The 12,952-nt window shown below is 67.9% G+C and carries 11 protein-coding genes; 5 read left to right on the top strand and 6 right to left on the bottom strand.

What is annotated here, in order from left to right:
• Positions 1-122 precede the first annotated feature (122 nt).
• Complete coding sequence (locus AC1DS0_RS06235; protein WP_476813498.1) at positions 123-479, bottom strand: hypothetical protein; 357 nt, start codon at positions 477-479, stop codon at positions 123-125.
• A gap of 207 nt (positions 480-686) precedes the next feature.
• Here AC1DS0_RS06235 and AC1DS0_RS06230 point away from each other — a divergent pair, with 207 nt between their 5' ends.
• On the top strand, positions 687-2,498 hold the full coding sequence (locus AC1DS0_RS06230; protein ID WP_476813497.1) for an ABC-F family ATP-binding cassette domain-containing protein: 1,812 nt from the start codon (positions 687-689) through the stop codon (positions 2,496-2,498).
• 242 nt (positions 2,499-2,740) lie between these two features.
• Positions 2,741-3,487, top strand: coding sequence for a glucose 1-dehydrogenase (locus tag AC1DS0_RS06225; RefSeq protein WP_476813496.1), 747 nt, complete (start codon positions 2,741-2,743; stop codon positions 3,485-3,487).
• Positions 3,488-3,649: 162 nt separating this feature from the next.
• Here the strand turns inward: AC1DS0_RS06225 and AC1DS0_RS06220 are convergent, their stop codons facing one another.
• Positions 3,650-4,549, bottom strand: coding sequence for a metallophosphoesterase family protein (locus tag AC1DS0_RS06220; protein WP_476813495.1), 900 nt, complete (start codon positions 4,547-4,549; stop codon positions 3,650-3,652).
• Between the two features lie 381 nt (positions 4,550-4,930).
• Here AC1DS0_RS06220 and AC1DS0_RS06215 point away from each other — a divergent pair, with 381 nt between their 5' ends.
• Positions 4,931-5,407 (top strand): NUDIX domain-containing protein, encoded by a 477-nt coding sequence (locus AC1DS0_RS06215; RefSeq protein WP_476813559.1) that lies wholly within the window; start codon positions 4,931-4,933, stop codon positions 5,405-5,407.
• Between the two features lie 3 nt (positions 5,408-5,410).
• Here the strand turns inward: AC1DS0_RS06215 and AC1DS0_RS06210 are convergent, their stop codons facing one another.
• On the bottom strand, positions 5,411-5,995 hold the full coding sequence (locus AC1DS0_RS06210; RefSeq protein ID WP_476813494.1) for a cytochrome b: 585 nt from the start codon (positions 5,993-5,995) through the stop codon (positions 5,411-5,413).
• Between the two features lie 260 nt (positions 5,996-6,255).
• Between AC1DS0_RS06210 and ribA the strand changes: the two genes are divergently transcribed.
• Both ribA and AC1DS0_RS06200 read left to right on the top strand, forming a co-directional pair.
• Complete coding sequence (gene ribA, locus AC1DS0_RS06205) at positions 6,256-7,383, top strand: GTP cyclohydrolase II RibA (RefSeq protein WP_476813493.1); 1,128 nt, start codon at positions 6,256-6,258, stop codon at positions 7,381-7,383.
• 47 nt (positions 7,384-7,430) lie between these two features.
• Positions 7,431-9,809 (top strand): glycosyltransferase family protein, encoded by a 2,379-nt coding sequence (locus tag AC1DS0_RS06200; protein WP_476813492.1) that lies wholly within the window; start codon positions 7,431-7,433, stop codon positions 9,807-9,809.
• Here the strand turns inward: AC1DS0_RS06200 and AC1DS0_RS06195 are convergent, their stop codons facing one another.
• The 3 genes from AC1DS0_RS06195 to AC1DS0_RS06185 all read right to left on the bottom strand — a co-directional run bounded on the left by AC1DS0_RS06195 (position 9,810) and on the right by AC1DS0_RS06185 (position 12,936).
• Positions 9,810-10,670, bottom strand: coding sequence for a TIGR01459 family HAD-type hydrolase (locus tag AC1DS0_RS06195; RefSeq protein ID WP_476813491.1), 861 nt, complete (start codon positions 10,668-10,670; stop codon positions 9,810-9,812).
• Positions 10,667-11,599, bottom strand: coding sequence for a sugar kinase (locus AC1DS0_RS06190; protein WP_476813490.1), 933 nt, complete (start codon positions 11,597-11,599; stop codon positions 10,667-10,669). Before AC1DS0_RS06190 ends, AC1DS0_RS06195 begins: the two co-directional genes overlap by 4 nt.
• An 89-nt stretch (positions 11,600-11,688) precedes the next feature.
• Entirely contained in the window at positions 11,689-12,936 is a 1,248-nt protein-coding gene (locus tag AC1DS0_RS06185; protein ID WP_476813489.1) for a coiled-coil domain-containing protein, read from the bottom strand.
• Positions 12,937-12,952: the final 16 nt, after the last annotated feature.

Here is a 12,952-nt window from a genome sequence, read left to right as displayed (position 1 = left end):
CGCAGCGGCGTCTCGAAGGATGCTCCAGGAGGCTCCGGAACCATCTGGACCATCCTTCGAGACGCGGACTAACGTCCGCTCCTCAGGATGAGGGCTGAGGGGGGATATTGGGCTCGATCGCCCTACTTCTTCAGCCGCATCCCCTTCAGCGACTGCCCGACCACGCCACCATCGCGCCGGCGCTCCGGCCGCTTGGCGACGATCGTCTCGACATGCTGTTCCTGCGGAAAATAGCCGCGCTCCAGCACTTCGAGCGTATATTCCTCATAGGTCAGGCCAAGCGCCTCTGCCCGCTCCTGACGCCTGAGCGCGATCTCGCGCGGCTTCTTCCAGGCCTTGCGATGGGCGAAACGCCAGTCAAAAGTGCGGCCGATCTCGCCCTTGTCGGTCGCCGGTTTCCGCTTCTTCTCTTCCAGCGGCGGGCCGCCATTGTCCCCGATGCGGGCGGTTCTGGGCTTGCGCGGGGCCGGCTGTCTCATGGCTCTTATCTCATATGAGATACAAAACGTATCTCATAGTGGATCACGCCGGAGCACCCTGCAAGCCCCGGCAGGATGACAGGCGCGCCACCGCAATAGATCGCCGCGCGCCCGACAGGACACGGTAACGGTGATCTATCGATTTGGTTTCGCATCGGGCCGAAAAGTGGTTTCCACTTTTCGGCCCGATGCGATATCCCGCCCGCCATGGCTCCTTTGCTCCACCTTCGCGACGTCGCGCTCACCTTCGGCGGCCAACCCTTGCTGGAGGGCGCGGAAATCGCCGTCTCGGCCGGCGAGCGGGTCTGCTTGGTCGGCCGCAACGGCTCCGGCAAGTCAACCCTGCTCAAGATCGTGGCTGGGCTGGTCGAGCCCGACAACGCCGAGCGCTTCGTCCAGCCGGGCGCGACTATCCGCTATCTGCCGCAGGAGCCCGACTTCTCCGGCTACAAGACCTCGCTCGCCTATGTCGAGGCGGGCCTGGGTCCCGGCGACGATGCCTATCGTGCGCAATACCTGATCGAGGAACTGGGCCTGACCGGCGAGGAAGACCCCGCCAGCATGTCGGGCGGCGAATCGCGCCGTGCCGCGCTTGCCCGCGTGCTCGCGCCCGAGCCCGATATCCTCTTGCTCGACGAGCCGACCAACCATCTCGACCTGCCGGTGATCGAATGGCTCGAGCAGGAGCTGAAATCGCTGCGCTCGGCCATGGTGCTGATCAGCCACGACCGTCGCTTCCTGAGCTCGCTCTCGCGCGCCACGATCTGGCTCGACCGCGGCGTGACCCGCCGTGTCGAGCGCGGCTTCGGCGAGTTCGAGGCCTGGCGTGACGAGGTGCTGGCGCAGGAGGAACTCGACCGCCACAAGCTCGACCGCAAGATCGCCCGCGAGGAAGACTGGCTGCGCTACGGCGTCAGCGCAAGGCGCACCCGTAACCAGCGCCGGCTCGGTGAGTTGCATGGCCTGCGCGAGCAGCGCCGCACCGCCCGCCACGCCGTCGGCTCGGTCAGGCTGGAAGCGAGCGAGGCGCAGGCTTCCGGCAAGCTGGTGATCGAAGCCGTCGACATCGCCAAGGCCTATGACGGCCGGCCGGTGGTCAAGGATTTCTCGCTGCGCGTCGCCCGCGGCGACTGCATCGGCATCGTCGGCCCCAACGGCGCCGGCAAGACGACGCTGATCAACCTGCTCACCGGCGCGCTGAAGCCCGATTCAGGCAGGGTCAAGCTCGGCGCCACCCTCGAAATGGTGACGCTCGACCAGCGCCGCGAAAGCCTCGACCCGGCGACGCCGCTCGGCGACGCGCTGACTGGCGGCGGCTCGGACCAGGTCATGGTCGGCGGCACGCCGCGCCACGTCATCAGCTACATGAAGGACTTCCTGTTCCAGCCGATCCAGCGCGGCACCGCGGTCGGTGCGCTGTCCGGCGGCGAGCGTGGCCGGCTGATGCTGGCCCGCTCCCTCGCCAAGCCCTCCAACCTCCTCGTGCTCGACGAACCGACCAACGATCTCGACATCGAGACGCTCGACCTGCTGCAGGAATTGCTCGCCGACTATGGCGGCACCGCCCTGCTGGTCAGCCATGACCGCGACTTCCTCGACCGGGTGGTCTCCTCGACCCTGATCTCGGATGGCGACGGCGTCTGGACCGAGTTCGCCGGCGGTTATTCCGACATGCTGGCCCAGCGCGGCCGCGGCGTCGGGGCCAAGGCACGGGCCGTTCCGGTGAAGGGATCGGCAGTGGCGTCAGCGACGCCCGCCCCGACCGCCAGCGCCGCTGCTGCGAAGCGCAAGCTCTCCTTCAACGAGCAGCATGCGCTGAAGACCCTGCCACAGCAGCTCGACAAGCTGCAGGCCGAAGCTGGCAAGCTCAATACGGCGCTGGCCGGCGACCTCTACACCCGCGATCCAAAACTCTTCGCCAAGGCGACGGCGAGGCTCGACGAGGTCACGCGCGAGATCGCGCAGACAGAGGAGCGCTGGCTCGAGCTGGAGATGCTGCGCGAGGAAATCGGGGCGTAAGGCGACAAGCGCTCTCTCCGTCATGCTCGGCCTTGTGCCGAGCATCCACGTCTTGAACGCTGTCCTCGATCGACGAAGACGTGGATGGTCGGGACAAGCCCGACCATGACGACAACGCCAAGCTGCGCGATCCGCCGACCAGCCCATACAATTCCGCTATCCGGCCAATCGCGAAAGCGTATTTATCTCGGCCGCCAAATCGCCCCACAGTCACTCGGCAAAACGCTTTCCGAGGGAACACCATGAGACTCAAGGGCAAGACGGCGCTGATCACCGGCGCAGCGCAGGGCTTTGGCCTCGGCATCGCCGAGATCTTCGTGCGCGAGGGTGCGCGGGTCGCGGTGCTCGACATCAACGGCGACAAGGCCCGCGAGGCCGCCAAGGCGATCGGCCGCAAGGCTTTCGCCGTCGCCTGCGATGTCGGCAAGGCCAAGAGCGTCGATGCGGCCGTGGCCAAGGTGATCAAGCGCTTCGAGCGGCTCGACATCGTCGTCAACAATGCCGGCATCAGCCATCGCAACCAGCCAATGCTGGATGTCACCGAGGCCGAGTTCGACCGCGTCTTCGACGTCAACGTGAAGTCGATCTTCCTGATGGCCAGGGCGACGGTGCCGCATTTCCGCGAGCATGGCGGCGGCGTCATCCTCAATATCGGCTCGACCGCCGGTGTGCGCCCTCGCCCGGGCCTGACCTGGTACAACGGCTCGAAGGGCGCCGCGAACCTGCTCTCCAAATCGATGGCGGTCGAACTCGCGCCGGACAGGATCCGCGTCAACGCCATCGCACCGGTCGCCGGTGAGACGCCGCTGCTCGCGACCTTCATGGGCGAGGACACGCCGGAGAAGCGCAAGGCCTTCACCGCGACGATTCCCTGGGGCCGCTTCTCGACGCCGCAGGACATCGCCAACGCCGCTCTGTTCCTGTGCTCGGACGAGTCCGAGATGGTGACCGGCTCGGTGCTGGCGGTCGACGGCGGCCGCTGCGTCTGACGGCTACGCCGCTATTCCGGGGCAGGCCACAGGCCTGAGCCCGGAACCCAGAACCAATGACGGTGATCGGGGAGGCGACGATAGTGGCGCCTCATCTGGAGAATGGCATCGGTTCTGGGTTCCAGGCTCTTCGCTACGCGAAGCCCCGGAATGACCAAGAGCTCAGACCAGCCCACCGCCCGTCAGCGGCATCGACTGCAGTAGCTTGACCGTGCCGTCGAGATCGAAGGCACGGCGCTCCAGGCTGATGCGAGGGGCCGCCGCAGGCCCCTCGATGCGCAGTAGGTGCCAGCAGGCGAGCTCGGCATGACCGCCGCGCAGGCCAATCGAGGCCGAAGGCACCCCGACGATCGGCACGTCGTGGTCGAGACCCCGCCGCCAGGCCAGCGAGAAGCGATGATTGTGGCCGTGCAGGATGAGCTCCGCCCCGGCCCGGCGCAGCATCGCCTCGAAGGCATCGGCGTCGACCAGTTCACGCGTGCGCCGCGCGCCGCCGACATAGGGCGGATGGTGGATCAGTACGACGCGGATCAGCCCATCGGCCTTGGCTTGCGCCAGCAGCTTCTCGGTGACGGCGATCTGAGCCGAGCCGACGCGCCCGGTCGCCATCAGCGGCATGGTCGGAATGCCGGTGTTCATCCCGATCAGCGCGACCGGGCCGCGCTGGCGATACCAGGGATAGCCGGCCTGCCCGTCATCGCTGGCGCACCAGGGCGCGAGCTCGCGCGCCAGCGCCGACAGTGACGAGCGCGCATAGCAATCGTGATTGCCCGGCACGAAGCTGACGGCGTCGCGCGGTCCGAGCGTGTCGAGGAAGGAGAGCGCCGTCTTGAACTCGGTCGGCAGGCCGATATGGGAGACATCGCCGGTGCAGGCGATGTGGTCGGGCTTTTGCGCCAGGATGTCGGCGACGATCAGCCCGAGGATTTCCATGTCATGGGCATGGCGCCGCTTGCGTCGCCAGTTGACATATCCGGTCGCACGCTTGCCGATCAGCTCGCGCAGCGAGAACTTGGTCAGCGGCCCGAGATGCGGGTCGGAGAGATGCGCGAGCGTGAACACACTCCAGCGCTTGCCTTCAACGCCCGCGCCGCGTCAAGCATGACGGCGGCGGCGGGCGAAGATGACGCAGCCTGAAAGGCTCAGTTGGCCGAGCCCATCAGCTCCGAGACGATGCGCGGATCGGTCAGGGTGACAGCCGGCTTCCAGACGAAGCGGGGCTTGGCGTTCAGACGGGCAGTGATGAAAGCGAGAAGCATGGTAATTTCCCCAGCGGTAACGGTGTGAGCTTGTGACCCCTATTTAAGGCGCGTTTGTGTTATATCGAGAGGGCAAACAGAGTTCCGTTATGCGTCCATTGCATAGACAATTAACCCGGCATCAGGATTTGCCCGCATCGTGAGCAGCGAGGACGGATCCGGCCCGCGCTCCAGCGCATCGGGAATCGAGCTTGTGCCGCGCGGCCTCCGGCGGCTCGCCGGCCGTGCCCTGCATCTTTATTTCCGCCTGCGCCGCGGCATGACGCTCGGCGTTCGCGCCGCTGTGCTGAGCGAGGCTGGCGAGGTCCTTTTGGTACGCCACACCTATACGCCGGGCTGGCATATGCCCGGCGGCGGCGTCGAGCCGGACGAGACGCTTCTCGACGCTCTCGCCAAGGAACTGCGCGAGGAGGCCAATATCGCGCTGACCGGCCCGGCGCTGCTGCACGGGGTCTTTCTCAACCGCCATGTCTCCGTGCGCGACCATGTCGCCGTCTTCATCGTGCGCGCGTTCACGCAGAGCGCGCCGAAGCAGCCGGATCACGAGATCGCCGAGGCGCGCTTCTTCCCGCTTTCGGCCCTGCCGGACAGGACGACGCCGGGCACGCGCCGCCGGCTGGCGGAGATCGACGAAGGAAACGCGCCGCCGACGGAATGGTGAGCCCTATTTCAGCCCCGGCAGCATCCGGCGCAGCACGCCGTCCTTGCGGATGAAATAGTGGAACAGCGCCGCGCCGATATGCGCACAGACCAGCAGCGCCAGCAGGATCGCGAGCCAGCCATGGACTGAAAGCACGCGCTTGGCTGTCTCCTCGTTCGGCGCAGTGAGCGCCGGCAGGTCGAACAGGTTGAACACTGTCAGCGACGGAAACAGCGAGACGCCGATCCAGCCGAGCAGCGGCACGACCAGCAGCAGACCGTAGAGGGCCCAATGCACGAGATGCGAGGCGGCTTTCTGCCACCATTCCAGCGTCGGCTCGTCAGGCGGCGCGCCATGGACCAGCCGGTAGATCAGCCGGCCGGCGCTGAGCCAGAGCACGAGGAAGCCGATCGATTTATGCGTCGAATAGAGTGCGTCGGTCACGCCGTCCCAGATGTCGAGCGTGTTGCCGCGATAGGTCATGGCGAGCCCGAGCGGGATCATCACGAACACCGCCGCGACCGTGATCCAGTGCAGCGCGCGCGCTGTCGGACTGTAGACGGCGCCGCGTCCCGCGCCTGGCGTTACCGGGTCATGCCCCTGCGTCATTTCCCTTACGCGCTCTCGCTCGCCATATCTGGTCACGGTCCGCTGCCACGACCATTCATCTGGTGTTCAATCTCGCGCTTTTATAGGCCAGTCTGCAATCGGCTGCCGATCAGGCGGTTGCGGGTACTGTCTTGGGAACCACGCAGGAACGGATACGTTGTAGGAACGCGGTGTTGCATCGGATGCATCTGTCCAGGCGAGACGCGCGTAACTAGCTCACATTCCTCCGCGCCTTCGGGCGCAATCTGACGGACTTTCCGATGCCTCAGTCGCGTAAGCTCTTCGACCGGCCGGGTGAAACCGATCTGGTCGCCGTCGACCGCGCTCTCGCCGAGTTCCGCGCTGCCCGCCCGGTACTGCTGCGCCAGGGCGAGGAGCTGGCGCTGGCCCTGTCGGCCGAGCTCGCCGAGGCCGATCTCACCGCCCGTCTCGATTCCCTCTCCGTCGGCAAGGCTCGCCTCGTGCTGAGCGCCGCGCGCCTGCGCCGTCTCGGCGCTAAAGGGCGCGCCGAGACCGGTATCCTCGCCATGCCGGCGATTGATCTCTCCCGCATCGAGGCGCTCGCCCTGAAGATTGATGCCCGCGTCGATGCTCCCGTCGGGCCGGCGGGTGCGCTCGACAACGCCGCGCTCGAACTCGCCCGCCTCGCGCTGGTGCTGCCAGCGGTGATCCTCGTCCCGGTCCAGGCCGCGCAGGTCGCCGGCGAGCCGCTGATCGAGGTCACGATCGACGCCGTCAACGGCTACCGCGCCGCGCAGGTCGCGCGCCTTGCCATCGTAGGCCGCGCCCCGGTGCCGCTGGAGGGCGCGCCCGAGACCGAGTTCGTCGTCTTCCGTGGCGGCGAGGGCCTGCGTGACCAGGTCGCAATCATCGTCGGCAAGCCGGACCTGTCGACCGCCGTGCCGGTGCGGCTGCACTCGGCCTGCCTGACCGGCGACCTGTTCGGCTCGCTGAAATGCGATTGCGGCGACCAGCTGCGCGAGACCGTGCAGTGGATGGCAGAGAACGAGGGCGGCATCCTGCTCTATCTCGACCAGGAAGGCCGCGGCAACGGCATCTCCAACAAGATGCGCGCCTACAAGCTGCAGAGCCAGGGCTGGGACACCTATGATGCCGACGAGGTGCTCGGCTTCGATCTCGACCAGCGCCATTTCGACTTCGCCGCCGCGATGCTGAAGCAGCTCGGCGTCTCCAGCGTCACCGCCCTGACCAACAACCCGCTGAAGATCGGGGCGATCAAGGCCGCCGGCCTCGAAGTCGCCGCGACCCAGCGCGTGCTGGGCCGCCCGAATGTCCACAATGTCCGATATCTCGCCTCGAAGCGCGATCGCGCCGGCCACTTCATCGACATGGACGCACTGATGGCGCGTGCCGCGCCCAAGGATTGACCGGCGCGAGCATTGATCGCGCCCCGGACCTGGGGCAGGAAGCCCTGATGTCCGATGCTCCCCTGCCAGATCGGGACCACCACGAGACCGAGCTGCCGCCCGCGCCCTGGCCGACCGCCAGGGTGATGCTGCTGGTCTGCGCCGGCTGGCTCGCTCTGTCCTGGCCCTGGCTCTCCGGCGCGGTCACCGTACCCTGGGACGCCAAGGCGCATTTCCACCCGCAGCTGCAATTCCTCGCCAGCGCCCTGCACAAGGGCCTCTCGCCGTTCTGGACGCCCTTCGTCTTCGCAGGATCGCCGCAGGTCGCCGATCCGCAATCGCTGATCTTCTCGCCGCCTTTCTTCCTGATCGCCCTGCTCAATCCGACGCCGGATTTCCGCTGGAGCGACGGCGCCCTGCTCGGTTCGCTCCTCGCCGGCGCGCTCTGCCTCGTCCTGCTCTTCCGCGATCGCGGCTGGCACCCGGCCGGAGCGGTCGTCTGCGCGCTCTCCTTCGCTTTCGGCGCGGCCGCCGCCTGGCGCATCCAGCATGTCGGGCAGGTGCTGAGCCTGTCCTATTTCGCGGTGACGCTGCTGCTGCTCTCGCGCGCGCTCGAACGCAGCTCCTGGCGCTATGGCTTCGCGGCCGGTGTCGCCGCCGGCTTCATGGTGCTCGGGCGCGACCAGGTCGCGCTGCTCGGCGTCTACGTCCTCGCCGGGCTGGTGCTCGCCGCCATCGCCATGGCCGACAAGCCGCTGGCGGCGCTGCGTGCCAGCCTGATGCCGTTGCTGCTCGGGGTACTTGGCGCCACGCTGGTCGCAACGATCCCGATCCTGCTCACTGCCGTCCTGGCAGAAGAGTCGAACCGGCCGGTGATCGATCTCGCCGGGGCCGGCAAGGGCTCGCTGCATCCCGGATCGCTGCTGACCGGGCTGATCGCCAATCTCTACGGCGCCTCGGGGCCGCTGGAGAATTTCTGGGGTCCGCCCAGCCCGGCCTGGGAGAAGCGCTTCGGCCCGCTCGACCTCTATCTCGCCCGCAATATGGGCGAGCTCTATCTCGGCCTGCTGCCGATCCTGCTCGTCGTCGGTGTCGGCATCGTCCGCGGCGCCCTGCTGCGGCGCGAGATCGTCGCGCTCAGCGCCGCGGCACTGATCGTGCTGGTCTTCGCGCTCGGCCGCTACACGCCGGGCTTTGCCCTGCTCTTCCATCTGCCGGGCATCGATTTCTACCGCCGCCCGGCCGATGCGCTCTTCATCCTCGGCGCGCTGCTTTCGATCCTCGGCGGCTATCTCACCCATCTCGTCCTGACCGATACCGCGCCACGCCCGCGCCGCTGGCAAATCGGGCTCGAGATCCTGCTTCTGCTGGCGGGGTTCGCCGCCGCGATCTGGCTGGCCTGGACGATCGGCCGGCTGCACGTCGCCTTCGTGCCCCTGGTGACAAGCGGGCTCTGCCTGATGCTGGTCGCAGGCGCGCTGGTCGCGGCACGTGGGCTTGCGTTGCAGGGCGCCGGCATGGCTGCGAGCATCATCCTCGCCGCGACAATGGTCGTGGACCTCTCGGTCAACAACGGCCCGAGCGAGTCGACCGCCTTGCCAGCTGGGATGTACGAGGTGCTGCGCGCCGACAGCGACAACGAGACCATCGCGCTGCTGAAGCGCGAGACCGCCCGCACCGCCGGCCCCGACCGGCGCGATCGCATCGAGCTCGCCGGCATCGACTTCCATTGGCCCAATGCCAGTCTGGTGCACGGACTCGACAACACCCTCGGCTACAATCCGCTGCGGCTTGGCCTCTACAGCCAGGTGACAGGCGCCGGCGACCACGTTGCCCTACCGGATCAGCGCACCTTCTCGCCGCTGATGCCGTCCTATCGCTCGCTGCTCGCCGACATGCTCGGCCTGCGCTTCATCGCGACCGGCGTCCCGGTCGAGGAGATCGACAAGCGGCTGAAGCCCGGCGACCTCGTCCAGATCGCGCGGACGAAGGACGCCTATGTCTACGAGAACCCGCGCGCCTTGCCGCGCGTGCTCCTCGTCACCGAAGCGCAAGCTGCCGATTTCGGCGCCATCCTGAAGAGCGGACAATGGCCGGCGAGCTTCGACCCACGCCGCACCGTCCTCTTCGACAAGGCCCCCCCACCGCTGCCGACCGGCCCGGCGCAGGCAGGCAGCGTGCGCATCCGCAATTACGGCACGACCGAGGTGCTGCTGGATGTCGAGGCACCGCGCGGCGGCTTCGTCGTGCTGAACGATGTCTGGCAGCCCTGGTGGCAGGTCGAGGTCGACGGCAAGCCGGCCGAGCTTCTGCGCGCCAACGTCATCTTCCGCGCCGTGCAGGTGTCGCCCGGCCGCTCGACGGTGCGTTTCGTCTTCCGCCCGCTCGATGGCCTCTATCACGCGATCGGCGAGCGGATCCGCAAGGCGAACCCGCCGCCGGTGTGATCAGCCCAGCGCCGCCATCGCCGCGATTGGCAACGGCCGGTGCGCAGCCAGCACACGGGCAAGCCCGTCGGGAACGATAGAGCCATCGCGGATCGTCTCGTCGCGGTGGATGCCGCCAGCGATAAACAGGCTGTCGAAGCCCATCATCTTCGCGCCGGCAAGATCGGTGCGCACGGCATCGCCGATGACGAGCACGCGGGCGGGATCGACGTCGCGCCCTCCCCGCGCCTCGCGGGCAGCCGCGAGCGCGAGGTCATAGGCCGGGCGGTGCGGCTTGCCGGCCCAGGCGACATGGCCGCCGAGCTCCTCATAGATCGTCGCCAGCGCCCCGGCGCAGGGCAGCAGATCATGGCCGACATGGACCACGAGATCGGGATTGCCGCAGATGAACGGTAGCCCCCGCTTGGCGAAGCGCGACAGCAGCGGCCGGTACTGTTCCGGCTGCTCGCGGCGATAATCGTTGAGTTCGGTCGCGACGACGAACTCGGCTTCCTCCTCGCCGACGATTTCGATATCGAAGCCCTCGAACACCGCCCGGTCCTGCGCCCAGCCGATATGGTAGGCCTTGCGCAGATGCGTCTCGGCGATCAGGGCGCGCGTCACGTCGCCCGAGGTCACCAGCCGGTCCCAGGCGGCGCGCGGCACGCGCTTGCCGTCGATCACGTGGGCGACCTGCGCCGACGGGCCCGGCGCGTTCGAGAGCAGCACCACGGTGCCGCCGCCCTCGCGATAGCGCATCAGGGCGTCACAGGCCGGATCAAGCGCCAGCACGCCGTCATGGACGACGCCCCAGACATCGCTGATCAGCACATCGTAGCGGGCGAGCAGCGCGCCCGCTTCCATCAGGACTGGAACGCTCATGCCCGGCCGGCCGCCTCTTGTGTGATACGCGCTTCCACGTCGGCACGGCGTGGCAACGGCGCCACCGCGCCGTAGCCCTGCGTCGACAGCGCCGCCGCGACATTGGCATAGGCGCCGGCAGCGAAGGCATCGCCCGTGCGGATGTATTCGGCGAGGAAGGCACCGTCATAGCAGTCGCCGGCACCGGTCGCGTCGATCGCATCGACCTTGATCGGCACGAAGCGCCGGCGGCTATCCGGCGTCGCGACCAGCGAGCCCTCATGGCCGAGCGTCAGCGCCACGACCTTGGCGCCGAGCTTGAGATAGAAATCGACGATGGCGTCGGGCTGCTCCAGCCCGGTCAGCAGCTTGGCGTCGCCGTCGCCCGGCAGGACGATGTCGGCCATCTCGCAAGCGGCGTGGACGGTCGCCCGCGCCCGCGTCAGCGGCCAGAGCTTGAGCCTGAGGTTGGTGTCATAGGCGGTGAGCACGCCGTTCTCGCGCGCAATCGCGAAGGCTTCGAACACCGCATCGCAGGCGCTCGCCGAGATCGCCTGGCTGATGCCGGAGGCCTGGATCACCTTGGCCGAAGCGATGAGATCCCCAGGCAACTGCGAGGGGCCATAGAGGCTCGCGGCCGAACCGGCGCGCAGATAGGAGAAGACATGGCCCTGCGGGCCGTGGGAGACGAAATAGAGCCCGGTCGGCGCCGAAGGATGCGTCGAGACATGCCTGTCGTCGACGCCTTCTTCAGCCCACGCGGTTCGGAACGTACGGCCCGGCTCATCGTCGCCGAGTGCGCCGACATAGGCGACCTTGGCGCCCTGGCGCGCCGCCGCGATCGCGCAATTGGAGGTGTCGCCGCCAAGGCCGAAACGGTAGGCGCCGGCCTCGCCTCGTGTCGCGTTGAACTCGCCGAGAGGCTCACCGATACAAACGATATCCGTCATCATCCCAACCGAAACCGCCGGCCGCGAAAACGACCGCCTCTTCCCTAGAACATGTTCGACAGAGGTGGAAAGCCCTAGCCGGCAGGAGCCTATTCCGCCGCCTCGCGGCTTTCCGACGCGACCAGCAGCGCATCGGCCAGCCGCACGATCTCCTGGCGCAAGGCCGCTTCGCCGGCAGCCTTGCCGCCATTCTGCTTGCGCAGCGCCGCGAGCTCGCGCTTCAAGCCCGCTCGATCGGCGCGAGCCTGGTCACGAGCGCCCTGTACGGTGCCGATCTCGGCATGCAGCGCCTCGGCCATCTCCTCGCGCTCGCGCAGAGCGGCGCGATGAGCAGCGGCCTCGCCCGCCATCTGCTCCTTCAGGCGGGCCTCGGTCGCAGCGGCGGCCTCGATCCTGCTCTCCAGCGCCTTGATCCTGGCTAACGTCTCAGCCTGCTCGGCGGATGCCTGCGTCATCGCCGCCTCCTGTCTTGCGATCTCGGCGCCGAGCTTGATGGCGTTCGCATCGGCCGTGCGCAGCGCAGCTTCGGCCTCGTTCGCGCGCGTCGAAAGAGCGTCGGCCCGCAATCTCTCGCTGTCACGGTCCAATCTCATGGTGGAGAGATTCGTGCGCGCCTCGGCCAGCGCCGTCTCGGCCGTGGTAAGGCGAGTCGAAAGATCGTCGCGCCCGGCCTCCAGCGTGAGCCTGAGCGTGCCGGCCTCGACCAGGGCGACACGCTGGCGGTCATGTTCGCTGGTGAGCGCCGACAGCGCCTGGTCGCGCTCGGCGAGCGTCGTCCCGGCCTTCTCGTGCAGCGTCCTCAGCTCGGCGAGCTCATGGCTGCGGGCGGCGAGATCGGCCGAGGTGCCGCTGAGCGCCTGGCGGGTCTCGGCAAGCTGGGCCTCCACGGCAGCAAGATCGCTGACGCGGCTCGACAAGGTCGCCTGCGTGGTCTGGTGACCGGCGCTTTCGCTGGCCAATGCCTCGCGCGTCTGCGCCAGCTCCCGCGTCCTCTGTGCAAGCTCGCTCTCGAGCGCCTCGATCCGCTGCCTGCGCTCGCTGAGGTCGGTTTCCAGCCGGCCGATCGTCATGTCGCGCCGGCCGATCTCGTTCATCGCACCGGCTTTGGCGGCAAAGCCGCTCTCGGCCTTCTGTTCCAGCACCCGTTCGCGGACCGCCAGTTCGGCGCGCAGGTGGTCGCGGTCGGCTGCGATCTCGGCGAGCGACAGGGGGAATGCAGCTTCCGCCCGGCGCCGTGCCAGCCTGTCGGCCCTGCGGCTCAGCGCCGGCAAAGCCGCAAGGGCGAGCAGGCTTGCCGACAGGAAGCCGAGCGCAACGAGCATGGCGGCTTCGATCAAGGCGGGGCGGCTCCCA

The sequence above is a fragment of the Allobosea sp. P4_H5 genome (assembly GCF_056400825.1).
The sequence above is the reverse complement of the archived record's forward strand: the minus strand, read 5'-3'. Positions and strand labels throughout refer to the sequence as shown.

What these genes read in the sequence shown, in the direction of transcription:
- AC1DS0_RS06195 (WP_476813491.1), bottom strand. Translation starts at nt 10,670, where the DNA reads ATGAGCGTTCCAGTCCTGATGGAAGCGGGCGCGCTGCTCGCCCGCTAC.
- AC1DS0_RS06225 (WP_476813496.1), top strand. Translation starts at nt 2,741, where the DNA reads ATGAGACTCAAGGGCAAGACGGCGCTGATCACCGGCGCAGCGCAGGGC.
- ribA (WP_476813493.1), top strand. Translation starts at nt 6,256, where the DNA reads ATGCCTCAGTCGCGTAAGCTCTTCGACCGGCCGGGTGAAACCGATCTG.
- AC1DS0_RS06210 (WP_476813494.1), bottom strand. Translation starts at nt 5,995, where the DNA reads ATGACGCAGGGGCATGACCCGGTAACGCCAGGCGCGGGACGCGGCGCC.
- AC1DS0_RS06235 (WP_476813498.1), bottom strand. Translation starts at nt 479, where the DNA reads ATGAGACAGCCGGCCCCGCGCAAGCCCAGAACCGCCCGCATCGGGGAC.
- AC1DS0_RS06230 (WP_476813497.1), top strand. Translation starts at nt 687, where the DNA reads ATGGCTCCTTTGCTCCACCTTCGCGACGTCGCGCTCACCTTCGGCGGC.
- AC1DS0_RS06200 (WP_476813492.1), top strand. Translation starts at nt 7,431, where the DNA reads ATGTCCGATGCTCCCCTGCCAGATCGGGACCACCACGAGACCGAGCTG.
- AC1DS0_RS06190 (WP_476813490.1), bottom strand. Translation starts at nt 11,599, where the DNA reads ATGACGGATATCGTTTGTATCGGTGAGCCTCTCGGCGAGTTCAACGCG.